General features: G+C 59.9%; 21 protein-coding genes. 16 read left to right on the forward strand and 5 right to left on the reverse strand.

Features of this window, described 5'->3' with window-relative positions:
- The first annotated feature begins 140 nt into the window (after positions 1-140).
- From VGL38_15215 to VGL38_15240, 6 genes are all read left to right on the forward strand, one after another.
- Positions 141-1985: an OPT family oligopeptide transporter gene (locus VGL38_15215; protein ID HEY3296780.1), complete on the forward strand. Its 1845-nt coding sequence runs from the start codon at positions 141-143 to the stop codon at positions 1983-1985.
- Positions 1986-2031: 46 nt separating this feature from the next.
- The gene (locus VGL38_15220; GenBank protein HEY3296781.1) at positions 2032-4881 is read left to right on the forward strand and encodes a tetratricopeptide repeat protein; all 2850 of its coding nucleotides are present in this window, start codon (positions 2032-2034) and stop codon (positions 4879-4881) included.
- A gap of 44 nt (positions 4882-4925) precedes the next feature.
- On the forward strand, positions 4926-6386 hold the full coding sequence (locus tag VGL38_15225; protein HEY3296782.1) for a glutamine synthetase beta-grasp domain-containing protein: 1461 nt from the start codon (positions 4926-4928) through the stop codon (positions 6384-6386).
- Between the two features lie 63 nt (positions 6387-6449).
- Entirely contained in the window at positions 6450-8756 is a 2307-nt protein-coding gene (locus VGL38_15230; protein HEY3296783.1) for an OPT family oligopeptide transporter, read from the forward strand.
- Positions 8757-8801: 45 nt separating this feature from the next.
- A complete protein-coding gene (locus VGL38_15235; protein HEY3296784.1) occupies positions 8802-9356 on the forward strand; it encodes a ferritin family protein in 555 nt (184 codons plus the stop codon).
- 273 nt (positions 9357-9629) lie between these two features.
- Positions 9630-10103 (forward strand): superoxide dismutase family protein, encoded by a 474-nt coding sequence (locus VGL38_15240; GenBank protein HEY3296785.1) that lies wholly within the window; start codon positions 9630-9632, stop codon positions 10101-10103.
- 109 nt (positions 10104-10212) lie between these two features.
- On the opposite strand, the gene VGL38_15245 is transcribed toward VGL38_15240, so the two are convergent.
- Both VGL38_15245 and VGL38_15250 read right to left on the reverse strand, forming a co-directional pair.
- Complete coding sequence (locus tag VGL38_15245) at positions 10213-10812, reverse strand: hypothetical protein (GenBank protein HEY3296786.1); 600 nt, start codon at positions 10810-10812, stop codon at positions 10213-10215.
- A 273-nt stretch (positions 10813-11085) separates the two neighbouring features.
- Complete coding sequence (locus tag VGL38_15250) at positions 11086-11994, reverse strand: hypothetical protein (GenBank protein HEY3296787.1); 909 nt, start codon at positions 11992-11994, stop codon at positions 11086-11088.
- Positions 11995-12283: 289 nt separating this feature from the next.
- Here VGL38_15250 and VGL38_15255 point away from each other — a divergent pair, with 289 nt between their 5' ends.
- From VGL38_15255 to VGL38_15285, 7 genes are read left to right on the forward strand one after another with little or no spacing between them, the layout of a single operon-like run.
- Positions 12284-13006: a TetR family transcriptional regulator gene (locus VGL38_15255; GenBank protein HEY3296788.1), complete on the forward strand. Its 723-nt coding sequence runs from the start codon at positions 12284-12286 to the stop codon at positions 13004-13006.
- Positions 13006-14325, forward strand: a complete 1320-nt coding sequence (locus VGL38_15260) for a TolC family protein (GenBank protein ID HEY3296789.1) — start codon at positions 13006-13008, stop codon at positions 14323-14325. The genes VGL38_15255 and VGL38_15260 overlap by 1 nt, the downstream gene beginning before the upstream one ends.
- A 44-nt stretch (positions 14326-14369) precedes the next feature.
- Positions 14370-15245 (forward strand): efflux RND transporter periplasmic adaptor subunit, encoded by an 876-nt coding sequence (locus VGL38_15265; protein HEY3296790.1) that lies wholly within the window; start codon positions 14370-14372, stop codon positions 15243-15245.
- The gene (locus tag VGL38_15270; protein HEY3296791.1) at positions 15246-16193 is read left to right on the forward strand and encodes an ABC transporter ATP-binding protein; all 948 of its coding nucleotides are present in this window, start codon (positions 15246-15248) and stop codon (positions 16191-16193) included.
- The gene (locus VGL38_15275; protein ID HEY3296792.1) at positions 16190-16948 is read left to right on the forward strand and encodes an ATP-binding cassette domain-containing protein; all 759 of its coding nucleotides are present in this window, start codon (positions 16190-16192) and stop codon (positions 16946-16948) included. Before VGL38_15270 ends, VGL38_15275 begins: the two co-directional genes overlap by 4 nt.
- Complete coding sequence (locus tag VGL38_15280) at positions 16945-18051, forward strand: ABC transporter permease (GenBank protein HEY3296793.1); 1107 nt, start codon at positions 16945-16947, stop codon at positions 18049-18051. Before VGL38_15275 ends, VGL38_15280 begins: the two co-directional genes overlap by 4 nt.
- Entirely contained in the window at positions 18051-19196 is a 1146-nt protein-coding gene (locus tag VGL38_15285; GenBank protein HEY3296794.1) for an ABC transporter permease, read from the forward strand. Before VGL38_15280 ends, VGL38_15285 begins: the two co-directional genes overlap by 1 nt.
- A gap of 88 nt (positions 19197-19284) precedes the next feature.
- On the opposite strand, the gene VGL38_15290 is transcribed toward VGL38_15285, so the two are convergent.
- Both VGL38_15290 and VGL38_15295 read right to left on the reverse strand, forming a co-directional pair.
- The gene (locus VGL38_15290) at positions 19285-19980 is read right to left on the reverse strand and encodes a response regulator transcription factor (protein HEY3296795.1); all 696 of its coding nucleotides are present in this window, start codon (positions 19978-19980) and stop codon (positions 19285-19287) included.
- On the reverse strand, positions 19952-21712 hold the full coding sequence (locus VGL38_15295; protein ID HEY3296796.1) for a HAMP domain-containing sensor histidine kinase: 1761 nt from the start codon (positions 21710-21712) through the stop codon (positions 19952-19954). Before VGL38_15295 ends, VGL38_15290 begins: the two co-directional genes overlap by 29 nt.
- A gap of 222 nt (positions 21713-21934) precedes the next feature.
- On the opposite strand from VGL38_15295, the gene VGL38_15300 reads away from it, so the two are divergent.
- Both VGL38_15300 and VGL38_15305 read left to right on the forward strand, forming a co-directional pair.
- A complete protein-coding gene (locus VGL38_15300) occupies positions 21935-23284 on the forward strand; it encodes an MFS transporter (protein HEY3296797.1) in 1350 nt (449 codons plus the stop codon).
- On the forward strand, positions 23281-24183 hold the full coding sequence (locus VGL38_15305) for an EamA family transporter (protein HEY3296798.1): 903 nt from the start codon (positions 23281-23283) through the stop codon (positions 24181-24183). The genes VGL38_15300 and VGL38_15305 overlap by 4 nt, the downstream gene beginning before the upstream one ends.
- A gap of 56 nt (positions 24184-24239) precedes the next feature.
- On the opposite strand, the gene VGL38_15310 is transcribed toward VGL38_15305, so the two are convergent.
- Complete coding sequence (locus VGL38_15310) at positions 24240-24965, reverse strand: hemerythrin domain-containing protein (protein ID HEY3296799.1); 726 nt, start codon at positions 24963-24965, stop codon at positions 24240-24242.
- Positions 24966-25756: 791 nt separating this feature from the next.
- Between VGL38_15310 and VGL38_15315 the strand changes: the two genes are divergently transcribed.
- Positions 25757-26035: an RNA-binding protein gene (locus VGL38_15315; protein ID HEY3296800.1), complete on the forward strand. Its 279-nt coding sequence runs from the start codon at positions 25757-25759 to the stop codon at positions 26033-26035.
- Positions 26036-26068: the final 33 nt, after the last annotated feature.

The following is a 26068-nucleotide window of genomic DNA, read 5'->3' on the forward strand; positions in this document are numbered from 1 at the left end:
GGTTATTTGCACCGTGGAGGTTGAATACTTGGGAATAAATTGCTATGATAGTAGTTCCCTATCGAAGAATCCCGATATGCCGGTAGGAAATCACCTGCGACTCGCAGCCATAGACACCTTAGCCTTCGGAGAGTAGCCGCATGAGCGTCGTTCAAGAACCGATTCCTGTTCGTAAACAGACTGATAAAGCTCCATCCGAGCTTACCGTTCGCGCCATTCTCTCCGGACTGGTGGTCGGCTCGCTGATCGGCGCGTCCAATGTGTGCATCGGCCTCAAAATCGGCTGGACGTTTGGTGCGTCCATCACCGCCGCCGTGATTTCGTTTGCCCTCTTCCGTTCGCTGGCCGGAGTGCTGAAGACACCGTACGGGCCTCAGGAAAATCTGATTACCGCCACCACCGGAAGCGCCGCGGGAACGATGGCGTCGGCGGGTGGTTTTGTAGCCTGCATTCCGGCGCTTGAACTGTATTTCCGCAATAACCCCGGAACGGGCAACCCGCTGACGTACGGCCAGCTCGTGCTGTGGGCAATTTCCATTGCCTTTCTCGGCGTCTTCTTCGCGGTGCCGCTGCGCAAGCAGATGGTGGTCCGCGAAAAGCTGCGGTACCCTTCCGGGACCGCCGCCGCCGAGACCATCAAGGCCATGTACTCCTCCGGCGCCGAAGCGCTGAAGAAGGCCAAGGTGCTGCTCTATGCCGGAATTTTCGCCGCGGCGCTTAAGCTGCTGTTCAGCATCAAGCCGCTGGGCCTCGGGCATTTTTCGGATTTTTCCCTCGATGATATCGGCCTGGCGCACGTCGGCATCCTCGGCGTAGCCCTGGCATCGGTGAGAATGGGCATCAGCCTGTCGCCCATGATGATCGGCGCGGGCGTACTGGTGGGCCCCAAGGTCGGCTGGTCGCTGTTTGCCGGCGGCGTGCTGGCGTGGGGCATCGGAGCGCCGGTGCTGTTCGATCAGAACATCGTGGTGGTCAATGAACCGGGACTTTACAATGCGGCCTTCCGCTGGCTGCTCTGGCCCGGTGTGGCCTGCATGGTGGCGGCGGGCTTTTCCAGCCTGGCGCTGCAATACAAGGTGATCGGCAAGACCTTCACCTCCTTCAAGAAGCTGATGCAGGGACGCGGACAAGGCAGTTCCGAAGTGGACCTCGACGACGCGCCGGATCCGTTTCCCATCAAGTGGTGGGTCGTCGGCATGACGCTGGCCACAACCCTGACCACCACGTTCGCGCACCTCTATTTCGGAATTCCCATCTGGATGGGCATTCTGGCGGTCGCGCTGTCCTTCATGATTGCCAGCATTGCCGTACGGGCAACGGGCGAGACGGACATTAATCCCGTGGGGGCGATGGGCAAGATTACGCAGGTGGTGTACGGCGCGCTGGACCCGGGCAAGATTCCCACCAACCTGATGGCGGCGGGTATTACCGCGGCGGGAGCCAGCCAAGCCGGAGACCTGATGCATGACCTCAAGGCGGGTTACCTGCTGAAAGTCTCCATCCGGCGGCAGGTCATCGCACAGCTTATCGGCGTGGTGGTCGGCGTGTTCACCGCGGCGGGCGTCTATCGCCTGTTGACCGCGGCGTACCAGATTCCCGGCGACGATTTCACCGGCCCGGCGGTTATGGCCTGGCATGCCATGGCGCAGCTTCTGGCGCAAGGTCTGAAGTCCCTGCCGGCCCACGCGATGACCGCAGCGGCCATCGGCGCGGCCTTTGGCTTCGCCCTGCCGTTTCTGGCCCGCATCAAGGCCATCAGCAAGTGGCTGCCTTCGCCCATCGCGCTGGGCATCGCCTTCATGGTCACCCCTTACTCGTCCCTGTCCATGTGGCTGGGCGCGTTTCTGACATTCTTGTACAGCCGCAAGCATGCGGACCAGGTGGACCGCTACGGCGCATCTCTGGCGTCCGGTCTGATTGCCGGGGAGGGCCTGATGATGGTTGTGATTGCGATTCTGCTGATTCTGAAGGTGAGCTGGGTGTAGAACTTTTCGCCGCGGGCCATGCCGCCGCAACTTGGGAGATTTTGCTGTGATCCGCTTTTCGCGTCCCGTCCTCGTTCTGATCTGCATTGTCCTCTGCTCGACCGTCATTTTCGCCGCGCATCGCAAAGTCAGCAAGCGGGGACGGCGCGGCGGCAAAATCACACATCTGGCTCCCATTGGCCTGCTGGTTGAAGCCCAGGCCGCCCGCGACAGTCTTTCGCGCAAATCGCTGCCTCTCGTGGACAAGGTGCGCACCTCCCTGCGGATCGGGCAATTCGGCGAGTATGACAGCGCGTTCGTGCAACTCGAGCGCGCCGATTCCCTGACCGCGACGCAGCTTCGCGCGCAGTGGCTCTTGCAGCAGTACCGTTTTCCCGACGCGCGCGCCGCGCTGTCCAGGCTTGCCAAGTTCCCGCCTTCTCCCGAAACCGATTGGCTGAGCTACCGCTGGCTGTTTCTCACCGAAGACTTGCAGACTGTGGATTCCCTGACGGCAAAGACTCTGGCGAAGGATTCGTTGAATCTTCCCGCCCTGACGGCGCGGACCGAACTGCTGCTGCGCTTGCTGCGGTTCGAAGAAGCGACGGCCCTGGCCCAGCGCGCCCGGTCTCTTGCGCAGACCCCAGAGTGGCGCACCCGCACCACTCTGGAAATAGCCAAGGTGCTTTACAAACAGGACCGCTATCAGCCGGCCTTCGATACGCTGAGTTCGTTGCTGAACTCCACCACCCTCGATGACGAGGTGCTGGTGAATACGGGCATTGTGCTGGTGGGCCTCAGCCGCATCAATGAAGCTATCAGCCTGTTCGAAGAAGCGGTGCGCTGGAATTCGCTGAACGAGATGGCCCATTACTACCTTGGCAACGGCTATGCGCGGCTGGATTACAGCCAGCTTGCCAAGGCCAACGGCAACCGGCTGTGTCTGGCTGAAGGTGACCCGGCACGGCAACTCTCATTTGCCCTCGACGCGTTTGGACGCGGCGCGCCGGACAGCGCGCAGGTTATCGCGCGGCGCGTGGCAGAAGAGTTTCCGCGAGTCGTGGAACCGTGGGTGCTGCTGGGCTCGGTGGCGTGGAGCGAAGGCCGCTTCGCCACGGCGGAAAACTATTTTCTCGAAGCGCTGAACCGCCTTCCGGCCTATGGCCGCGCCCACAACGGACTGGCCAAGTCCCTTGAAGGGCTGCGCATGAGCCAGAATGTGCATCGCGCGGATGATTCGACCGCCTTTGCCAAACTGGCCATGCCCAATGTACCGCGCATCGCGGACTTTGTGCTGAACTGGAAAAGTCTCTCGCCCCGGCACCAGAAGCAGGTGGCACTGGCGATTGCCCCGTGGAAGCTCTATATTCCGGTGCTGGTGGAATGCGGCAGCCACTATTACATCAAGCCGCTGCATGAGCGGCTGTCCGATTGTCCCGGCCTGGCATCCATGCGCGATACACGGATCGACTACGATTCGCGGCTGTGGGATGACGTGCGCGGCTGCGGCGGGTTTACCACCGTGACGGGTGTCGAGGATGTGGAACGCAGCATCTTCGCCAACTACAACACGGTGCTGCACGAACTGACACATCAGGTGCATGGCCTGTTTCCGCCGGAAGACGCCGAACGCGTACGCGCCGCGTTTCGCGCGGCACGGGATGCCGAGGATCACGGCAAGAGCGCGTTCATGAGCCGCTACCAGCAGTCCAGCGTGTGGGAATATTTCGCCGAAGGCGCCAACGCCTACTATTCCCCGCGGCGCGACGCGTATGACACGCGGGAGATCGTGCGCGAACGCCTGCTGGCCAAGGATACCACGCTGGTATCGCTCGTCGAGTATTACGTCAAGGGACCGAACATCCGCGAGTGTTACGCCGTCGGTTTCGTCAATGCGGCGGAAAATGCGATTGAAAACCAGCGCATGCCGGAGGCCCTCGCCGCCGCGAGCAAAGCCTACGCGCGCTCCCCGCACAGCGAGAATGTGCTGTCCGAACTGTCGCGCATCTATTCGTATCAGGGAAACGATTCGCTGGCCGTCGCCTACGCCGACAGCCTCGTATCCTTCTTTCCCCGCAAGGGCGATTCCTACGTCGAAAAATCCAGCGCGCTCTTCTTCCGGCACGGCAACGATACGCTTTCGGTGGATATTCTGACACGCGCCCTGACCGTGGTGGATTCGACGGAACGCAATGCCATCCGCCAGGCGCTGGGCAATGCTCTCTTGTACGTGGGACGGTATGCCGAGGCCGCGACGCAGTACCGCGCCATTCTGGCCGAGGTCAGTGATGATCCGAATGCTCTGTGGGGGCTCGGCATTGCGCTGGGCGATGCCGGGGACTTTGCCAAAGCGGACAGCGCCTTCGGTCAGGCTCTCGGGCGGCGCAGCGGTATTATCGAACTGCGGCTGGATTATGCCCGCATGCTGCTGAGAGCCGGGAAGCTGGACGAGGCGGGAAAACAGATCGAAGAGGCGCAGATTCTCAGTCCCGGCGACGCGCAGGTGCTGACGATGAAGGGCTGGTACATGGCGCAGCGCGAAGAGTGGACGCTGGCGCTGGGGATGCTGGATCGCGCCGCGGAAATCGCCCCGGATTTGCGCCTCGCCGCCGTGCTGCGCATTCATGTCTTGCAGAAAATGCCGCCGCCGCGCCGCAAGCCGCCGGTGGTCAAACACTTTACGGCCGGACTGGAAGCGGCACTGATGGCGGAAGCGGAACGCACCGACAAGCCGCAGTGGCTGTTCCTGCCGCGCAAAGCCGGGTACATCGCCGCGCGCATCTGGCCGAAATTCCAACGGGATTTATTGAATCAATATGTGTCGGAAATTGGCGCGCTGCCCGCGCTTTCCGACACCGCCAAGGCCAAAGAGCCGCCCAAGTCGCTGCCCAAAAAGCGGCGCGGTCGGCACCGGTAACCGGCGGACACACCAACCTTGAACTGTGAAACCAGAACCTGAACATGAACACTTCAACAGATTCGCAATTCGTAACCGGCACCAGAACCAACGGTGAGCATGCCGTGACAATCGACCCGCCCGCGCTGCCCGCCAGCAAATTAGCCCGCCTGACCGGCAAGCCCAACGGAACATGGACCGTGGACGATCTCGTCACGCTGGTGCGGGAAGAAGGCATCCGCCTGATCAGTCTGATGCACGTCGGCGGCGACGGCTGGCTGAAAACCCTTGACTTTGCGCCGCGCGACGAATCACACTTGCGCGATATCCTGACCGGCGGTGAGCGCTGCGACGGCTCCAGCATTTTCGGCATGATGGGCATCAACGCCGGCGCGTCCGACATTATTCTGCGCCCGCGCGTCGAAAGCGCGTTTCTTGATCCGTTTGCCGACGAACCCGTGCTGGTGCTGCTGTGCGGGCATTGTGGCCGCGACGGCAAACCGCTGGTGGAATCTCCCGATACCATCGTGCGCCTCGCCGTGGAACGTCTCAAGCGCGAAACGGGCATTGAACTGCAGGCGCTGGGCGAAGTCGAGTATTTCCTCGGCAAACGCCCGAGCGATGAAGACGTCTACGGCTCCGATGACCGCGGCTATCATGCCAGTTCGCCCTTTGTGTTCGGCGAGGATTTGCGCCGCGCCGCTCTTGCTATATTGGCTGAGATGGGAGTTCCCATCAAGTACGGCCACAGCGAAGTGGGCTACATTCCGGCGGGCGAAAAAGAGAACCGCATTTGGGAGCAGCACGAGATCGAAATGCACCTGCAGCCATTGCCGCAGGCGGCGGATGCCGTGGTGCTGACGCAATGGGTGCTGCGCAACCTCGCGCACGCTCAGGGTATGCGTGTGAGTTTCGAGCCGGTGGTCCGGCAGGGACATGCGGGCAACGGTCTGCACTTCCACTGCTCGCCCACCGTGAACGGCCAGAACCTCTCGTTAGGCAAGACCAACGAGCAGATGCCTGCCGCAGCCAAGTGGCTGATCGGCGGCCTGGTGCGCTACGGCGGCGTGCTGATGGCTTTCGGCAACCGCGAAGGCAGTTCCTTCCTGCGGCTGTCGCAGGCGAAGGAAGCCCCGAGTGCGGTGACCTGGGGCCGCTACAACCGCAAAGCTCTGGTCCGCATTCCCATCGTGGCGACCGACGAGCATGGCCGGCAGGTCAGTCCGGAAACGATTGAGTTCCGTCTGTCCGACGGCTCGGCTCATCCCCATCTGCTGCTGGCCGGCATCGCGCAGGTGATGACTGCGGGCAAGAGCATTCCCGACATCGACAAATGGCTGTATGATACCGAAGCCGGGCAGACGCAAGGTGCCGATCACGGCGCCACCATTCCCAAGGGTTTCGACGACGTGGCCGTGGCGCTGCGCAGCGCCCGCGCGGTGTTCGAAGCCGGACAGGTCTTCCCTGCCCATGTTCTGGACCGCACGATTGAAGGCCTGGAGCGGCAGAAGGCGCTCATTCTCTAAACCATATGACGACAGTGTTCCCGCATCCGTGTCTTCCCACCCCCTAAAGGAGCGATCTGATTCATGGCGGTAGTGTCCGAACCTAATAAGAAGATGACAGCCGAGGAACTCGAGCGCGAATGGTTTGAAAACGTGTACCGCGGCGACGACATGCCGCAGCTCACATGGCGCGCGGTCATCATGGGCTCATTCCTCGGGGCGTTTCTCTCGCTCCAAAATTTGTACGTCGGTCTGCTTACGGGCTGGGGACTGGGCGTGGCCATCACCTCGTGCGTGCTCAGTTTTACGATCTGGAAGAGCCTGCGCAAGATCATGCCGCGCATTTTCAAGACGGATATGTCGATCCTCGAGAACAACGCCATGCAATCCACGGCGTCGTCGGCGGGGTATTCGACGGGCGGCACCATTGTTTCGGCCATCAGCGCCTATCTGATGCTGAACGGCCATCATATCGGCTACGGCCTGCTTTCGGCGTGGGTGTTCTTCCTTGCCGTGCTGGGCGTGTGCATGGCGATTCCCATGAAGCGGCAGATGATCAATGTCGAGCGGCTGAAGTTCCCCTCGGGCATCGCCGCCGCGGAGACCTTGAAGAGTCTGCACGGCATGGGGCACGACGGGGGCGAGAGCAAGACGGCGAAGACGCTGTTCATGTGGGGCGGCATCGGCGTGCTGGTGGCGACCATCCGCGATTGGATCGGCCAACTCGGAGCCTTTGCGTCGCTGGCGGGCAACTACTTCCCGTCGCAGTTGAATCTCTTCGGGCAACGGCTGGGAATTTACACGATTCAGTTCGATATGAGCCTTGTGCTGGTGGCCGCGGGCGCGATTACCGGCATCAAGGTCTGCACCAGTTTGCTCATCGGCGCCATTCTCAACTGGGGTATTCTGGCTCCCGCGATGATGGAGAAACACGTCATCACCCATCCGGCGCCGCATATTCTCACCGAACAGAAGCTCCAGTTTCCACTGTCTGTACCTGCCGGAAGCGAACTGAGCATGGTGCTGATTTCGGCGACCAATGGGCTCACCTATGATCACGGCAGCGATACCACCGCGATGCGGTTCGTGTGGCCCGCCGCCGCCACCTACGCCAGCCTGCCGGAACTGGAATCCGCGCTGAATGATCCGATGCTGCCCGATGGTTCGGCGCCCAATCCGTTCCACGGCAAACTCACGTTCACCGAACCTGCGCAGACGTTCCAGAAGGGAATGATCGAGGTTGCCGCTCCCGCGCTGATCTACAATCAGGCCCAGCTCGTGATTCCGGAGTCGCAGAATCCGCAGATCGTTTCCGCCGCACCGCTGCTGAACTTCGCACCGGGCAGTGAGAATGAGCAGATTCCGGGCGGCTACCGTAACATCGTATCGTGGAGTCTGTGGGGCGGAGCCGCTTGCATGGTCACCAGCGGCTTGCTGGCCTTTCTCTTCGAATGGCGTACCGCCTTGCGCGCTTTTTCCGGTCTGAAGTCCATCTTCTCGCGGAAGAAGACCGGCGTGGCGGAAGATCCGATGGAACGCATCGAGGTCCCCGGTTCCTGGTTTGCCGGCGGCATGATTTTCGGGACCATCGGCATCGTCATCCTCGGCGCGCTTTATTTCGAGATCCCCTGGTACATGGGAATCCTTGCGGTGGTGCTCTCGTTCTTCCTTGCGCTCGTCGCGTGCCGCGCCTGCGGTGAGACGGATACCACGCCGGTCGGCGCGATGGGCAAGATCACGCAGTTGACCTTCGGCGCGCTGGCGCCGAAGCGGATGAACACCAACCTCATGACCGCATGCATTACGGCGGGTGTGGCCGATTCCGCGTCGGACCTGCTCACCGATCTGAAAAGCGGCTACGTGCTGGGTGCCAATGCCCGTAAGCAGTTTCTGGCGCAGTTCGCCGGCATCTTCATCGGCACGGCCATCACCGTACCGACCTTCTTCCTCGTCGTTCCCGATGTCAGCATTCTCGGCGGCACCCGCTTCCCTGCGCCGTCCGCTCAGGTGTGGGCGTCGGTCGCGCGGCTGCTCTCCAACGGGTTCGAGTCTTTGCATCCTACGGCGCGGCTGGCGCTGTTTATCGGCGGCGTGATCGGATTGCTGATTCCGATGGCGGAGCGCATGTTCCCCAAGTACAGCAAGTTCATCCCTTCGGCGATGGGTTTGGGTCTGGCCGTGGTGCTTCCCTTCTACAATTCGCTGTCGATGTTTATCGGCGGCCTTCTCGCGTATATCTTCATGAAGATGAAGCCTGCCACGGCAGAGCAGTATACCATCGCCTCGGCTTCGGGCATTATCGCCGGAGAGAGCCTGATGGGCATTTTCATCATGATGCTGCACGCTCTTCGAGACAAACTTCCGGCCTTCCTCGGCAGTTTCCTGCCGTAACCCGGCAGATTACCATCCGCAGACGCGGAGAAAGCAGGTTTAAGTATGGCACAAGAAATAACGACGACCACGCTTGATAATTTGATGGCAGCCTTCAACGGCGAGAGCAACGCTCGCGCCCGCTACATCGAGTTTGCCAAGGCCGCCGACGCCGAAGGGTACACGCAGGTCGCAAGCCTGTTCCGCGCCGCAGCCCGCGCGGAAGAGATTCACGCCAACAACCACGCGGTGGTGATTCGCCGCATGGGCGGCACTCCCGCTGCCGACATCCAGGCCCCCACGGTAAAATCCACTGCCGAGAATCTCAAGGCGGCGATTGCCGGCGAGACCTATGAACGCGACGTAATGTACCCGCAGTTCATCGCGCAGGCGCGCGCGGAGAATGACAAGGCGGCCGTGCGTACGTTCGACTACGCGCTGCATGCCGAAACCGAACATGCCGCGCTCTATGCGGACGCCTTGCAACACCTCGACGCCTGGAAGGGGGGGCCGAAGACCTTCTATGTTTGTCCGGTCTGCGGCAAGACGGTTACCGAGAAGAGCTTCGACAAGTGCGACGTCTGCGGCGCTCTGCAGGAGAAGTTCGAGACCATCAACTGAGTACATCTTTAGCACTCATGTATACTATGAAAAAGCCCGGACACACTCCGGGCCTTTTCATATGCGGCATTCACGAACGGTAGAAACCACACGCTGTGTCAAACCGTGTAACAAACGAAATAGTGAACGAACAAAATATCCGACACCCTTACAACAATTAAGAAAGGGATAGTAATGGTTACTGCAAAGAGGGTTTTTCCGTTTGTTCTGCTGATGCTGATCGCGTTTGCGCTCAGAGGTACCTCTCAGACACCTGACCCGCAAACGCACCCCATGGACATGCAGATGGGCATGATGTCCATCACTAGGGCTGTAGCCGTGCTGAATCCTGCCAGTGGCAGCCAGGTTCATGGAACCGTGACTTTTGAGAAGGTATCGGATGGTATAAAAGTGACGGCGGACGTGCAGGGACTGGCTCCCGGGCAACATGGGATTCATGTTCATCAGTTCGGCGATTGCAGCAGCATGGATGCCACCTCTGCCGGAGACCATTTCAATCCCAGCCACATGTCCCACGGCGCGCCCACGGACAAGAGCCGCCACGAAGGCGACATGGGCAATCTTACGGCGGGATCCGACGGGCATGCGCATTTGGAGTGGACCGATCCCATGATGTCCTTCATGGGGCCGCAGTCCATCATTGGCCATTCAGTCATCATTCATGCCAATGCCGATGACATGAAGACGCAGCCTTCGGGCAACGCCGGTCCGCGCATTGCCTGCGGTGTTATCGGCATCGCGAAGTAAGCATCTGCACCGGCGGATATGAGAAGCGGGACGCACATTGCGTCCCGCTTCCGTTTGCACACCGTCGCTCGTCAGGTCATGCTGCGATTTGACCTGAGTAGTTGCGTCGTCACTTCGTCTCGGGGGTCTTGGCGTCCGCCGGCTTCACCTCGGGCGTGGTCGCAGTCTTTTCCGCTTCCTTGGCCGGGTGAAGCTTGCTCAGAAACTTCTCGGGGTCTTTATTGAACTGGCCGATGCAGCCGTTGCAGCAAAGGCGCACAAGCTGATTGTTGTAGACGTAATCCACGGCCTTCATCTGGCCGCCGTCGAGCTTCTCGCCGCTGACCACGCAGGTGGTCAGGGGATACGATGCCCGCTGGGCGTCGGCGATGCCATTGTCGATCTTCTCGAAATACGCCGCCTTGTCCTTCTCGAACTTGCTGACGCAACCGTTGCAGCAGAACTTCACTTCGCGGCCATCATAGACCTTCACCACCGGATCGCCCATGCCACCCAGCTTCTCGCCGCTGACAATGCACTTGTCCAGCACATAGGGAACCGTCGCGGTCGATGCCTTGGCATCCTTCGCGCCATGCTGGCCTGCTGCCATGCAGGAGCCCTTGCCCGAACAACCGCCCTTGCCCTTGCCGCAGCCTTCCCCGGCGAACGCCGCGGAAATCAAACTCAGGCTGACCACCACCATGAGAGCCATGAGAATGCTCTTCTTCATCGAAGTCCCTTTCCTTGTTCTGCTGTCTGCAGGAAAACTATGTTGATTTCGTGTCAAATCGACGCCATGAGTGCCTCGGGCACTGATTCTCCCCATTGCAAGCCTTATGCCGAACACTAAGTCTCGCATTTGCAATGCAATAGAGTGTAAATCCTACTTGAACATGATAAGGATTTTTCAGCAAAGATGAAAGCTCTTTTCAATGGCCGCACAGCCGGGTACAAAAAGGCCCCCGAGTGACCGGAGGCCTTTTGCGTGCGGTCAAGCTGCGAATTATTGAGCCGCGACAACTCGGTAAGGAATAGCCCAGCTACCGGCATCGTAAGCGCCGTCAGAAGTGTAAAGGGTGGCGCGGCTGAGAAGATCCGGTGCCGTCATATGCACCCCAAGGCGCTGTCCAACATCAAAAGTGGCCCAATAGGTGTTGCTGCTGTCTGTGGCCCGCCCCATCGGTTGCCGGTGCATCCGCGCTTCCCGCCAGACGTGCGGATGCAGGAATGCCGCCACGGTATCGGTAACATTCGGAGTCACACTGACTTCGAGTACTCCGCCTTGCCGGATTTCCGGCAAGCTATCCCGACGGAACCAGGTGTTCAGCGGGTCCGTGATGTCGGCAATCAATGTGGGCACAAATTCGCCCGCGGAGTAGAACTGGACATGCACGGGGCGCACCGTATTGGAATTCGGTGCCGAGGACAGCAGCACTTCCGGCGTGACTTCGTAAATTCTCCAGTTCTCACGCGGGCGGTTGCCGTGGCCGACGCGCCGGGCGTGAGCCTTGCGGGTCAACGTATTCGCCATGGGCTTGCTGATCACGGTGCGCACGCCTCCGGCGGTGTCAATTACCACGCGGATGGTGCCGTTATAAGTAGCCGTGCGGGTAATCGTTGCCAGCGTATCACCTTGAATATCTACCGTGACGTTGGCCCGTGACCGGCGCCCGGTGCGGAACCAGTTGATCGGCGTTACGGCACTGTCCAGTGGACTCGGGCCGCCATCGCCGTCATCACCCGCCCAGGAATTCACCGCTTCCAGATCGGAATCGTCGGTCATCAGAGCGGAGAGCGCCGATTGATCGGTATCATTGGATGACGCCGGGTTAGACTCATCTTTGGAGCATCCTGCCAGCACCAACATCCCCAGTGCCACCCCCACCGCGAGAACCGTCCATGCTTTCTTCATGATCCCGCTCCTCCTTCACTTCCGTTTATTGGACAGATTCGTGATCAATTCAAGTTCCCTCCTTTGACACCGTGTATGGGAGAAGGTTTAATATCCGAGGGCATTGTCCCAATCGTGGAATCCAGCACGCTCCGGCGTGCTGGATTCCGCATACGCACCACGCGGAGCGGGGTGCCTAGTGTTGAACAGCGCCGACAGTGCGAGCAGCCCAAATCATTCTGACCCACTTGACTTTCCCATGTGGCGGTATTATATTGTCGACTGATTTAATCAATCGTTTGACTTTACTATGCCCACACCGAAAGACCACCCACACCCCGACTCAGAGGCATCGGCCTTTGCCTCTCTCCGCGAGGCGGCGAATTCCGTGCCCCCGGAGGATTTACGGCCACCGGACCCGGACAGCCCTCGGGGCCGCATTCTAAGCGCCGCCCGGGACCTGTTTGCCGCCCACGGTTTTGACGGAACCAGTACCCGCGCGGTTTCGGAGGCGGCGGGGGTCAACCTTGCCATGATCCACTACTACTTCGGCAGCAAGGAACAGCTTTATGAACGCGTGCTGGCCGGGGCAATTATCGAACTGAGGCAGGGTACGGTCACCGCCCTCCCGGAGGGAGTATCGCCTGCCGAGGCGCTGATCACCCTCCCCATTCGGATGATGAGCACGCTGCGCGCCGACCCCGTGCGCGCGGCGCTGATCCGCCGGGAAATCGCCACGGGAGGCACCTATGCGATCAAGGCGATTCAGGCGCTGGGCGAGCACGGTCCGCTGCGGCTGGTGGAGATATTTCGCAGCACCTACGGCAATGCCGCGCAGCATGGCCTTGTGCGGGATCTTCCACCGAAGGCCGTACACGAGTGTTTGATGAGCATTGCCTTCAGCGCCCTGCTTTTCGGCCCGGTGCTCTCGGCGGTTGCCGGGCGGGACTTTACCGATGATACGGCATGGGAAGAATGGAAAGAAACCTGGTCCACCCTGCTGCGGCAGGGATTGCTATTGGAGAAGCCGTAATGCACTTCACTTCGCGCAGGATGGGATGGCTCGTCGCCGCGCTGCTGGCCTTTGAAGCCGCCGCCTTTGCACAGGACAGCACGGCCTGGTCCCTGCAGAAATGTCTCGATACCGCCGTGCGCAATTCGCCGCGCCTGCAGGCCAGCCGCAGCGTTGCCACCGGCGCACAGGCCGCCGCAAAGGAATCGGGAGCGGCGCGTCTCCCAAGTCTCGGCGTCAGCGGCGCGTACTCTTACACCAACAAGGTGCAGGAGATCAATGTTCCGCTGAACCTGCCGATTCCCGGCTTTGTGCCGCCGCATATTGCCTTCGGCAACGGCAATGTCTATGATCTGGCGGCAACCGTCCGCGCGCCCATCTTTTCCGGAGGATCGCTGCTCGCCACCGAGCGCGCCAATGCCGCCGCGGCGCAGGCGACCCGCTATGATCTGGCCACGGACAGCCTCGGACTGATTTACAATGTGCGCCGCGCCTATTACAATGCTCTGGGAGCTGAATCCCGTTTGAGTGCCGCGCGCAACAGCACGGCGCGGATTCAGCGGAATCTGCAAACCATTATCGACGCGCAGAAGGTTGGGGCCAACAGTGAAGAAAACCGCATCACGGCGCTCTCCCGCCTGCGGCAGACCGAAGAGCTGGTAATCAGTTCGGAAAATCAGGCGCGCGCCGCACGACTGCTGCTGGGAAGTCTCGTGCTGCAGCCCGGTGTGGAAATCGCTCCCGCCGGAGAACTGGACAGCGCGCTCATCGATACGACCGTATTGTCCGCCCTGCCTTACGAAACCCGCACCGAGGTTTCCTCGGCGAACGCGCGCATTGCCCAGAGCAGCCACCTCGCCCGCGCCGCATCGGGAAGCCTCTTGCCCTCCGTGAGTGGAAACGCGGCGTATCATTACGCCAAGCCCGGCCTCGATGTCACCGCTAACCAGTGGATGGACTACTACACTGTCGGTGTAACCGCGTCGTGGACACTCTGGGATTGGAACGCGCGCGGCTACCGCGTTCAGCAGGCGCGCGCCAATCGCAGCGCGCTGGAATCCCGTAAGCAGGATCTGCTCACATCACTTCAGAACCGCTATCAGACTAATAGTGAAGCCTTGAGGGCGGCGCGCGCCGTGCGGGACAAAGCAGCGGAGCACGCCGATCTGGAGCGGCAGCGGCTGGCGATGGTGGAAGGCCGTTTGAAACTGGGTGCAGCTACCGAAACCGAGTTTCTCGACGCGCAGGATGACTTGACCACCGCGGAAACCGATCTGGCTGCCACCATTGCCGCGCTAAGAATGGCCGAGGCGGATGTCTTGAATGCGGCGGGGTATTGACCATGACACGAACCTTTCACTCACACGGAACAGATATGCAGATCATGACGCGCATCGCTTTCGTACTGCTCGTAGCCGCGCTCGTTGCAGGATGCGGCGGCGGATCGCGAGGCACCAATCCGTCGGGCACGCTGGAAACCACCGAGGTGGATCTGGCGTCGGTACTCTCCGGGCGTGTGCTGCAAGTGCGCCCCCGGCTTGGCGACCATGTCAAGTCCGGTGACACGCTGGTGGTGCTGGATACCGACCTGCTGCACTTGCAGCGCGAGCAAAACTCTACCAACCGCCAGAGCAACGAAGCCCAGCAATTGGTTGGCACGGACGCTCTGCGCCAGGCAAAACGCAATCTTGATCTCGCCGAGAGCACGCTCACACGAATCAAGGCGCTCTTTGCCCAGGGGTCCGCCACTCAACAGCAGGTGGACGAAGCCCAGACCAAACGCGATGTTGCCGCCGATGCCGTATCCTCCGCACAGCATCAGATCGACCTGCTGCGCTCCCAACGCAATGCGCTCGATGATTTGATTGCCCTCAACGACCGGCAGATCAAGGATGGCGTCATCGTCTCGCCCTTGGGCGGCACGGTGATTCTGCGTAATTCCGAACCGGGAGAAATTGCCTCGCCCGGCTCGGTATTGCTGCGCGTGGCGAATCTGGATACTCTCGAATTGCGCGTCTATCTTGCCGAGACAGATCTGGCCAAGGTGAAGATCGGGCAGCAGCTTCCGGTGCTGGTGGACGCGCTGAAAGGGCAAACCTTGAATGGCACCGTGACGTGGATCAGCAGTGAGGCGGAGTTCACTCCCAAGAATGCCCAGACACGGCAGGCGCGGACACAGCTCGTGTATGCGATCAAGCTCAGCGTGCCCAATCCCAGCGGCAATTTGCACATCGGAATGCCCGCCGAGGTCAAGCTGTAAGTGGATACTCCGCGTTTCGACAGCACACAGCCCCGGCTGGTCTTTGAGGACCTCCGCAAGACTTACGGTGACACCGTGGCGCTTGAAGGACTCTCCCTTGACGTGCATTCGGGTGAGATCTTCGGCCTGATCGGTCCCGACGGCGCGGGAAAGACCACAGCCATGCGGATCGCCTGCGGGATTTTGCTCCCCGGCGGAGGCAGCGCGCACATCATGGGGCTGGATGTGGTGAAACAGCCGATGAAGGTCAAAGAGCACATCGGCTACATGCCGCAGCGATTCAGCCTCTATCCCGATTTGACCGTCGCCGAGAACCTCCGTTTCTTCGCCGATCTGTACGGTGTGCCGCGAGCCGAGAGACTTGAACGCGAGCAGCGGCTGATGCAGTTCAGCCGCCTCGAGCCGTTCCGCAAGCGCCGCGCCGCGCAACTTTCCGGCGGCATGAAACAAAAACTCGCGCTCTCCTGCACGCTGATTCACACTCCCGATGTGCTGATTCTCGATGAACCCACCACCGGCGTGGATCCGCTCAGCCGCCAGGAGTTTTGGGGCATCTTGCGGGAACTGGCTTCCACGGGGCAGGCGCTGCTGGTCAGCACTCCCTATATGGATGAAGCCCTGCTCTGCAATCGTGTGGCCCTCATGCATCGCGGACGCGTGCTGGCCCTGGGAACACCGCAAGAGGTTACGGCACGGTTCAACCGCAAACTGCTGGAGATTACCGGACCCGGATTGAACGACGCCCGCCGCATTCTGAATCAGGATGGAATCGCCGGCATTTCCGTCGCGCGTTTTGGAGACAGGCTGCATGTCGTGTATGACACCGTCGGGCAGGAGCAGGCCATCGGGCAGCGAATTGCTCAGGCCAACGTCGAGCACCGCGCGGTGGAGCCGACGATTGAGGACACCTTTGTGGCCCTGATGGACGAGGGAAGGGCGGCCTCATGACGCGAACCCCGCAACCCTCTCCGGAATCACACGCCGATCACGCAGTCTTTGCCCGTGGACTGACACGGCGCTTTGGCAGCTTTGTGGCAGTGGACAACGTGGATCTGGCCGTCAAGCCACAGGAGATTTTCGGCTTCCTCGGCGCCAACGGCGCGGGCAAGACCACCACAATCCGCATGCTCTGTGGCCTCCTCGGACCCAGCGGCGGCGAAGCGTGGGTGGATGGCTTGGCCATTTCCACGCAATCCGATCAGATCAAGCGCCGCATCGGGTACATGAGCCAGAAGTTCTCCCTGTACAACGACCTGACGATCGCGGAAAATCTTGAATTTTACGGCGGCGTGTACGGTCTGAGCGCGTCCGAGATTACCGAGCGCACCAACCAGCTTGCCACACGGCTCGGCCTGATGAGCTATTTGAAAAAACTCCCCTCCGCCCTGCCGCTGGGCTACAAGCAGCGGTTGGCGCTGGGCTGCGCGGTGCTGCACCGGCCCAAGATTCTCTTTTTGGATGAACCCACAGGTGGCGTGGATCCCGCCGCGCGCCGCACCTTCTGGGATCTGATTTATGAACTGGCGGACAGCGGCACCACCATCTTTGTCACCACTCACTATATGGATGAGGCCGAGTACTGCGGGCGGGTTTCCATTATGGACAAGGGCCGGATTGTGGCGCTGGGTTCGCCCGATGAACTCAAGCGGCAGTATGACGCGGCGACCATGCAGGCCGTCTTTCTGAAGGTGGTGACGCCATGAGACGCATCTGGGCCGTCGCCGCCAAAGAGTTTCTGCACATTCTGCGGGATCCCCGCAGCCTGATGCTCGCCATCCTGCAGCCGCTGATCATGATTCTGCTCTACGGTTATGCGATCGACATGGACATTAAGCGGCTGCGGGTGGGCATTCTCGATCTGGATCACACCCAGCAGAGCGCCGATTTCGTGCGCCGCATGACCTCCAGCAATTTCATTCTCGATGCCGGACGCGTGGCCTCGCGCGAGGAGGTCGAAACCGACTTCCGCCGCTCGCGCTTCCACGCGGTGGTTGTCATCCCCTACGGCTATGCCCGTTCTCTGACCTCGGAACAGACCACGCCGGTGCAGGTGCTGGTGGATGGCGCGGACGGCACCACCGCGTCCGCCGCCGGAAATTATCTGAATGCGGTCATTGCGCTGCTTAGCCGCGACATTATGACCGAACAGTTCGGCACATTCAAGCCTCCGGTGGAAGCCCGCACGCGGGTGCTCTACAATCCCGAACTGATCAGCGCGCGCTTTATTGTGCCCGGCCTGGTGGCCGTGGTGATGATTATGGTCTGCGCGCTCTTGACCAGCGTGGCCATCACGCGGGAAAAGGAGTCCGGCACGCTCGAGCAGATTCTCACTACTCCGATCCGCCCGGCGCAGGTCATTATCGGCAAAGTGATTCCCTTCGTGGGCATCGGCGTGCTGGATACCGCAATGGTTCTGGCTGCGGGACGTTTTGTCTTCGGGGTGCCGATGGAAGGCTCGTGGCTGGTGCTAACGGGCTACAGCCTGATCTACCTTGTGATCTCGCTGGGCCTCGGGCTGCTGATTTCGGCCATCACCAAGACGCAGCAGATTGCCATGATGATGGCGCAGCTTCTGACCATTCTGCCTTCGATGATGCTCTCGGGTTTTATCTTTCCCGTCACCAGCATGCCGCGCGCGCTGCAATGGTTCGCCCATATCATTCCGGCAACGTACTATCTGCGCGTCATCCGCGGGGTGATGCTGCAAGGGGAATCGTGGTTCCCCTTCGAGGGCGGGATCATGATCCTGATGGCGGCGATTCTGCTGGGGCTGGCGGCCAAACGATTCCGCGTGAGGCTCGACTGATGAAATTCCTCCAATGGTTCCACGCGGTGCGTTATCTGATCCAGAAGGAATTCCGGCAGGTGTTCCGGGATCCGGCCATGCTGCGGATTATCTTCATCGCGCCGCTGATTCAGCTTTTCATTCTGAGCTACGCCGCCACCACAGATGTCCGGAATATCCGTCTGGCGATTCTCGATCAGGACAACACCAGCCAGAGCCGGCTGCTCGCTCAGTCCTTTTATCAGAACAATATCTTTATTCCGGTCACCCCTGCCGCCAATCCTTCCGAACTGATGGCCGACTTGCAGCAGCGGCGGGCGGATATTGCGGTGTGGATTCCTCTCGATTACGCGAAGAATATTGCCGCCGGGCAGCAGGCCACCATTTCGATTACCATCAATGGCCAGAACTCCAGTGTGGCGGCGCGGGCCCAGGGGTACGCCGAAACGATTGTACGGCAGGAAGCCAACCGGATTTTCGACGACGCCAGTCTGAAGAATCCCGCGATGAAGAACCGCATCCACCGCATCGAAGCCGCTACGCGTTTCTTCTATAATCCGGAACTGGAAAGCCGCTATTACATGATTCCGGCGATTCTGGTCATTCTGATGACATTGATCGCCGGCATGCTGACCGGGATGGCCGTGGTGCGTGAAAAGGAGATCGGCACGCTGGAGCAGCTCATGGTCACGCCGCTCACGCCCAGTCAGCTCATCGCCGGAAAGGTCATCCCCTTCACCCTGCTCACCTATTTCGAGCTGACCTTTGCCACCACCATAGCGGTGCTCTGGTTCGGACTTCCGCTGCTCGGTTCCATTCCGCTGCTGATGCTCTGTGCGCTGGCCTACCTGCTGGTGAGTCTTGCGGTGGGTCTGCTGGCATCCGAGATTTCCAGCACGCAGCAACAGGCCATGTTCACGATGTGGTTCTACATGATCTTCGGCATCATGACCAGCGGCTTCTTCTACCCCATCGAGAATATGCCCGCCGGCATTTATTACCTGACCTTCATCAATCCCCTGCGCTATATCGTCGCCATCAATCGCGGGGTGTTCCTGAAGGGCGCGGGGCTTACGGACGTTTGGCACAATCTCTGGCCGTTGGTGCTGATGGGCACCGTGCTCTTTACGACCGCCGTGTTCCGCTTCCGCAAGCGACTCGAGTGACGCGGCTAATGCCATGCACACAAAATGACACAGGCTCCCCGGTTGGGGAGCCTGTTGTGCCTCGGACCTGCGGTAAAGGAGCGACTCGTTACTCGCAGTTTCGGGAATCGGTCGTCCAGCGGTAGCCTACCTTGTAAACGGTGTGAATCCACACGGGGGCTTCGGGATTGGCTTCGATCTTCCTTCGCAGACTGGCGATGTGGCTGTCCACCGTGCGGTCGGTCACATCCGATTCATCACCCCAGACCTCGTCGAGAAGAGCCATCCGCGAGAGCGCCTGATTGGGATGGGCCGCCAGGGTGTAGAGCAGATCGAATTCCTTCGGCGTCAACGCGACGGCCTGCCCGTCGTGCGTCACCACCCGCGCGCCCGGATCAATCATAAAGCCGCAGGAGTGCAGGATCGAGGGAATCTCCCGCAGACCTGCCCGACGCAGCACGGCTCGCACCCGGGCAAGCAGTTCCATCAGCGAGAAGGGCTTCACCATATAGTCATCGCAGCCGGCGCGGAATCCCTCCAGCCGCTGCGTCTCCTTGCCCTTTGCCGTCAGAATAATCACCGGCACCGGATTGAGATGACGCCGCAGGGCTTTCAGGATATGCATGCCGTCGAGATAGGGCAGCATCAGATCCAGCAGAATCAGATCCGCCACCTCGGCGGTCGCCGCTTCCAGTCCACTGCGCCCATCGGTCTTCCAACTGACGCGGTAGCCTTCCAGTTCGAGGTTCTTCTTGAGGCGGGACCCGAGGTCGGGATCATCCTCGACGATCAGAATGTGCGCCACTCGTGCTCCTGATGTGAATCGCGGTTCCTTCCAGCGGCAAGATCACGGTGAACCGCGCACCGCCCAGTTCGCTGTCGCCTACCGAGACGCTGCCACCGTGCGCCTCGGCAATATCCTTAACGAGCGCCAATCCCAGACCCAGTCCCGAGGCTCCGGTGAGCGCCGGATCCGAGCCGCGTTCAAAGCGGAGGAAGATTCTCGGACGGTCCTGCGGCGGCACGCCGCCATCGCTGTCGTCTACGGTGAGGACCGCCGTTCCGTCGGTGGTGCGTAACGCCACAGCCACGGTCTGCGGCTTGCCCGTACTCTTCTGCAACTGAATCCGCGTGTACCGCAGTGCGTTGTCCAAAAGATTATCCAGCATTGTGACGATCATCTCGCCGTCGAATTGCCCCGGCATTGCCCGCAGAGTGGACGGCACTTGCAGCGCAACACCCGTTGAGTGAAATGTGGATTTCCACGGATTCAGTGCATCGCCGATAATCTGCGAAAGATCGTCCGGCCTGCGTTCCAGCGTCTGTCCGTTTCCGTTCAGACTTATGGCGGCATTTTGCACCGCCCGCTCGATCCGCCCGCACTCATTGCCGATGGCTTGCACCACCTCCCGTTCTTCTTCGGGCGAAACGGCGCGCTTCTCCTGTAGCGTGTCCACCTCCAGTCGCAGCCGTGCCACCGGCGTGCGGATGGAATGCGCCAAATGCGTGAGCGCGGTTTGCCTTGCCAGCCACTGCCTGCGCACCAGTACCAGCATCCACACCAGCAGCAGCGCGAGCCCACCGGCAATCACGTCCACGATAACGAGCATGATGTACGGCTGGCGCTGATAGGCTGCCCACCTTTTCCACTCCGCGGGATCCTCGCGATAGACGGCGGAGAATGAAAGCCACGGCATAGCCGGCCCTGTTAACGCCGGGAATACATATCCCACATCCGCCGATTTGAGGCCCTGCCACCAGACCGTGTCCCCAAGGAAGATCACTCCCAGGCCATCCAGCCACGTCTGCGTGGTATCAATTGGAGAAGGTGACCAAAGCACGAAACTCATGCGGCTGTAGAACACGTCCTGCATTCGCTGGGCTACTGCCTGCCGAATCCACTGCGGATCCACATCGAGTGCGATCACATAGGCAATCAGAGACGGATCCGTTGCCGCCACGCGCAGAAACGGAACGACGCACCCTGAGGAGTCGAATCCGGCAAGGATCATCCGTATAGTATCCCCTTGCACGGGCATGTCTACAAAACGGGCCCGGTTCTCCATACGGTTGGCAATCTTCGGAACGTAATGCGTCGCGCCCACCGGGTACTTCTCGAAAATCTTCCGGCAATCGGTCAAACCATCGGCCAGACCGGCGGGAGCAGGCTCGTTGCCCCACAACACAGTGGCTCTGTTTGCCAGACAGTAGGCATGCCGCACTCCGGGAAGCATTTCGAACCGCCGCAGCAGAGCCAGCATGGAGTCTGAGGCAACTTGCTCTCCAAGCCGTGTCTCGTTCAAAGCGTTCACGTGAGGAGCAAAGACGTCATAGGTGTAGTCCCGCGCCGCCACAGCCACGTCGAAACAGGACTTCCATCGGTCATATTCTCGGCCTGATTCAAACGACGCCTTCAGCCGTTTCACCGCGGTCCATTGGAAAAGGCCGATTCCGGCCACAATCAAGAGCATTACTGCAGCCAGCGCAATGCCGAAGCGACGGCGCGATTTCATCACGGAAAGAAGATTGAGTTTCATAAGGGCTCCAAGAATTAAGCTTGGCCCAATATACGCGAGCGCACCGGCTCTGTTGTGAAGAAGTTGTGAAGAACGTCACACGCTCTCAAGCAACGAATTTCCCCGGACTAAATCAACTGCTGACCATTTGTTCAAATGTAAACCCTTTGCATCTGGCCTTGGGTTTGATATATTGTGGCTTATCTGATTTTTGAACTCTCTATCTGACTCTCTAACAACGCTATGACTCAGCCCGCATCAACCGCTGAAACTCCCACCCCGTCGCCCGCGCCGGAAGAAGAACAGATCTCCGTTAAGGAGAGCTTCCGGCTTCTCTTTAAGGCCTCGCGCGGCTTCTGGCTGGTGAACCTTGTGAACTTCGGCGACGGCATTGCCTACTTCGGCATTCTCAATCTGCTGACGCTGTACATTCATTGGGATATCGGCATGTCCGACCAGGCCACCGGCGTGGCCGTGTCGCTGTTTACCGGTCTCGTGACCCTGTTCATGTTCGGCGGCGGCTTTATTTCCGACCGCCTCGGTGTACGGCGGGCCCTGACGCTGTCGATTGCCGTGGTGCTTATCGGAAGGCTGTTACTCGTGGCCGCGCCCTCTGCGGGCGGTCTGGCCGCGATCACGCTCTGGTTGGGACTGATCTTCATGGGCGTGGCCGAGGGCGTGGTACAACCCGCGCTGTATGCCGGTGTAAAGGAGTTCACTGATCCGCGCACCGCCACCATCGGCTATAGCCTGCTGTATGCCATCATGAACCTCGGCATTGCCGCCGAAGCCTTCGTCTCGCCGTTCATTCGTGCGCGGGGAGACATCGGCGGTGTTTTCTGGGTGATGATCGGGTTTACGGTGCTGATGCTGGTGTGCAACCTGCTCTTCTTTACCAAAAAAGTCGAGCAGCGCGACCGGGTGGTAGAATATGCAGCGCCGACAGGAACAGACACGCGGCACTGGAAAGAGAAACTCAAGGATCTGCCGTTCCTCGATACCCGCTTCATCTTTTTCATTTTCGTGCTGCTGCCGGTACGGACTCTGTTCGCCCACCAATGGCTGACCCTGCCCGACTATGTGATGCGCTGTTTCCCGGCCAACATTGGCGCGCGCTATGAGTGGTTCCAGGGACTGAACCCGGTCATCATCGTCATCTTCGTGCCGCTGATTGCCGCGCTCACCCGCAAGGTGAACATCATCACCATGATGATTATCGGCTCGGCCATTTCCGCAGTCACGACATTCATCCTTGTTCCCGGACCGCATCTCTGGACGTTGATTACCTATGTGGTGATGTTCTCCTTCGGCGAAGCCGTGTGGTCCAGCCGCTTCCTCGAATATGTGGCCAATCTGGCCCCGGCGGGGCGGGTTGGAGCATATATGGGGCTGGCAGGTATTCCGTGGTTTCTGGCTAAGGCCACAACGGGGCTCTATTCCGGTCACATGATCGCCGCCTTCCTGCCGGAGCATGGCTCGATAGACCGGAGCGGCACCATGTGGCTGATCTACGGCTGCATCGCCATGATCTCGCCGATTGGCCTGATCCTCGGCAAGAAGTGGGTGCAGAAGGGTGTGAAACACGGGGCATGAAACGCGAATCGCTGAATGCCCTGTTCGCGTACCTGACCCTGTGCATCGTGTGGGGCACGACCTATCTGGGGATCAAGATCGCCCTTGAGGGCTTCGATCCCTTCTTCATGGTGGGCGTGCGCTTTCTGATTGCCGGCCTCTTGATGTCCCCGGTGTTGCTGCGCAAGCGCGCGCAGTTGCCCGCAGACCGGAAAGAGTGGCTGGCGATCATCGTCTCCGGTATCTGCCTGCTGGTGGGCGGCAACGGTCTTGTGACGCTTTCCGAACGCTACATTGCCTCCGGCGTTACGGCGCTCACCGTGGCCACCAATCCCGCGTGGGCGGTGCTGATCGGCGGCTGGTTCTTCTCCCGCGAGGAACGCTACGGCAAAATTGCCCTCACCGGAATGCTGCTGGCCATGGCAGGAGTCGTGCTGCTGCACCATAACCGCTTGAGCGTCGGCAACCATGATCTTCCCGGTGTGCTGGCCGCCTGCGCCTCACCGATCCTATGGGCCACGGGTTCGCTCATCGCGCGCAATTACATCCGCCGCACCGATGTGCTGACCACCACGGCCTTGCAAATGCTCGCCGCCACCATTCCGGTGTTTCTGATTTCCCTCGCTCTCGGAGAATCGTGGCATGTGACCCTCACCGCGCGCGTGGTATGGGCCATGGTCTTCCTGATTCTCATCGGGTCGGTGCTGGTGTATGCCGCCTATGTCTGGCTGACGCAGCATATGCCGATCTCGCGGATCGTCACTTATACCTACATCAATCCCGTGGTGGCATTGATCCTTGGCAGGATCGTGCTCGGCGAGCCTATCGAAGCCCATGTCATCCCTGCTTCGGCTCTGATTATCGGCGGCCTGCTGCTTATCTACTTTACCCGCTTCCGAAAAGCAGCGAGCCGGTCTTAAAGACCGGCTCTGCACTGGAATATGATTCAGGCGAACCGCAAGGCTCGCCTGTTTGTTTATCCCTTGGGCGTGTATTGCGCCAGATCGTTCAGCCCCAACCGCTTCTCGAGGGCGTCAACTTCATCGAGGACTTTCTCAAATCCATCTTCGCCGAAAAGCTGTGTCTCCTGTTTCTCGAAGGTGTCGCCGAGCTGATGGAGTTCATGCTCGCTCATCGCGTCGCGCAGCGCGGGAAACAGCACCGTATCTTCCCGCGCCTTGTGGGGCCGGTACATGCGATTGAAGGCCTTCAGGCGATAGGCAATTTGGGCGCGATCCGTATCCGTCTTCGGAGTGCCGGCCAGAGCCAGCCGCGTAATATCACCGGTAAGCTGCCGCCCCGCATTATGCTGATCAAGCAGCACCCGCACCAGATCGGGCAGCCCACCGGGCTTGTTCAGGCGCGGAAACACATAAGCTTCCTCGTTGCGTTCATGATAGTCTTCCACGAACCGCCGCACAATTCCCGCCGCCGCTGCCAGCGCGTCCATCGGAAAGGCTTTTCCTGCCGTCAGCCGGTTTTCTGCCTCATCGTAGATCAGCAGCACGCGGCTCAGGAGTCCGTGCTCGCGCATCAGATCTTCGGTCGGTGGCAACTTTTCCTCTTTCTTCTTCGCCGGTTTGGGATCGATGGCTTGCGCCAGCAAAGTAGCCGGTCTGAGGGTAAATGTCGCCGCGGCAATCAGACCTCCCGCGCGCAGAAACTCACGTCGGCTCGAATCGAAGTGCGTAAGTAGATCCATATACACCTCTATATGGCTTAATATTCAACCACGAGATAATTTATGTAATCAAGTTGCACTATACGGAAGATAAGGCACCCTGTCGGCATTTACAAGCGCGAATGACACCAGCTTAAAGACGGCCCGCCGCGAGACCGCTTGGATTCATTCCGGCATAATGACCTGAAGGTCCATAATCAAATAGTGAGGGGATCGAGATCTCAATTTTGAGAGGCATGTAACGCATAGGTTTATAAGACCGTTATCGCTTAGCAAAGGTTGGGCCATATCCCCTCGCGAGAGGCAAAAGAGGCATCGGCAGCAGGAAGGTCGGGACCGTAAGTCGCTCGCAATCTCGCATACCCGTTCCCGCTTGAGCAACTCTCCGTAAGGAATAATAACCCTATCCCACCTGTTCGCACCCTACACTTACTATAGAGCAACTTATTCAAAGAAGTTTCTGGAGATTATAGTCCTAAATAGGGCACTCGCGCCAATGTGCGCAAGATTTTGCACACAGTCAGGAGTATTAAGCATACCTTGCCCCCCTGAATCTCCTGCATGAATAGTGTGAGGATTTGACGGATTATCTCTTGTTTTCGCCGATCCAGTTTCGTACATTCCACGCGAGAGTAAATTGCACAACGGACTTGCCACTCTCGAAAAGAATAGGCGGGCCGGGAGGGCCCCGTCGCTGGCCTATTGTCACTGGAGGATTCGGGTTTTCGATTCCTTTTCGGCTTGGCGATGAAGAAGGTGGTGACAGAACACGGGGATGCCACTCATCCCCAAGGTGGAAAGGAAGCTGGAGGATGCTGAACATCTATGCAGGCAACCTCGCGTACTCCGTGACGGAGGAGGATCTTCGCCAGGCTTTTTCAGCCTATGGCAAGGTGGAACGCGCGTCGGTCATTATGGACCGGCTGACCGGTCGCAGCCGGGGGTTCGGTTTCGTCGAAATGCAGGACGAAATGGAAGCTCGGTCAGCAATTGAAGGGTTGCATGAAATGGATCTCAAGGGTCGGAAGATGCTGATCCGTGAAGCCCGTCCTAAGGGCGAGCAAATGGCTGGTGCGCGTAGAGAACGATAGGCCGCAAGCGAACCGTCGTGAGACCCAAGAAGC

It is taken from the genome of bacterium, from assembly GCA_036504735.1.
Classification (GTDB): Bacteria; Electryoneota; RPQS01; order RPQS01; family RPQS01; genus DASXUQ01.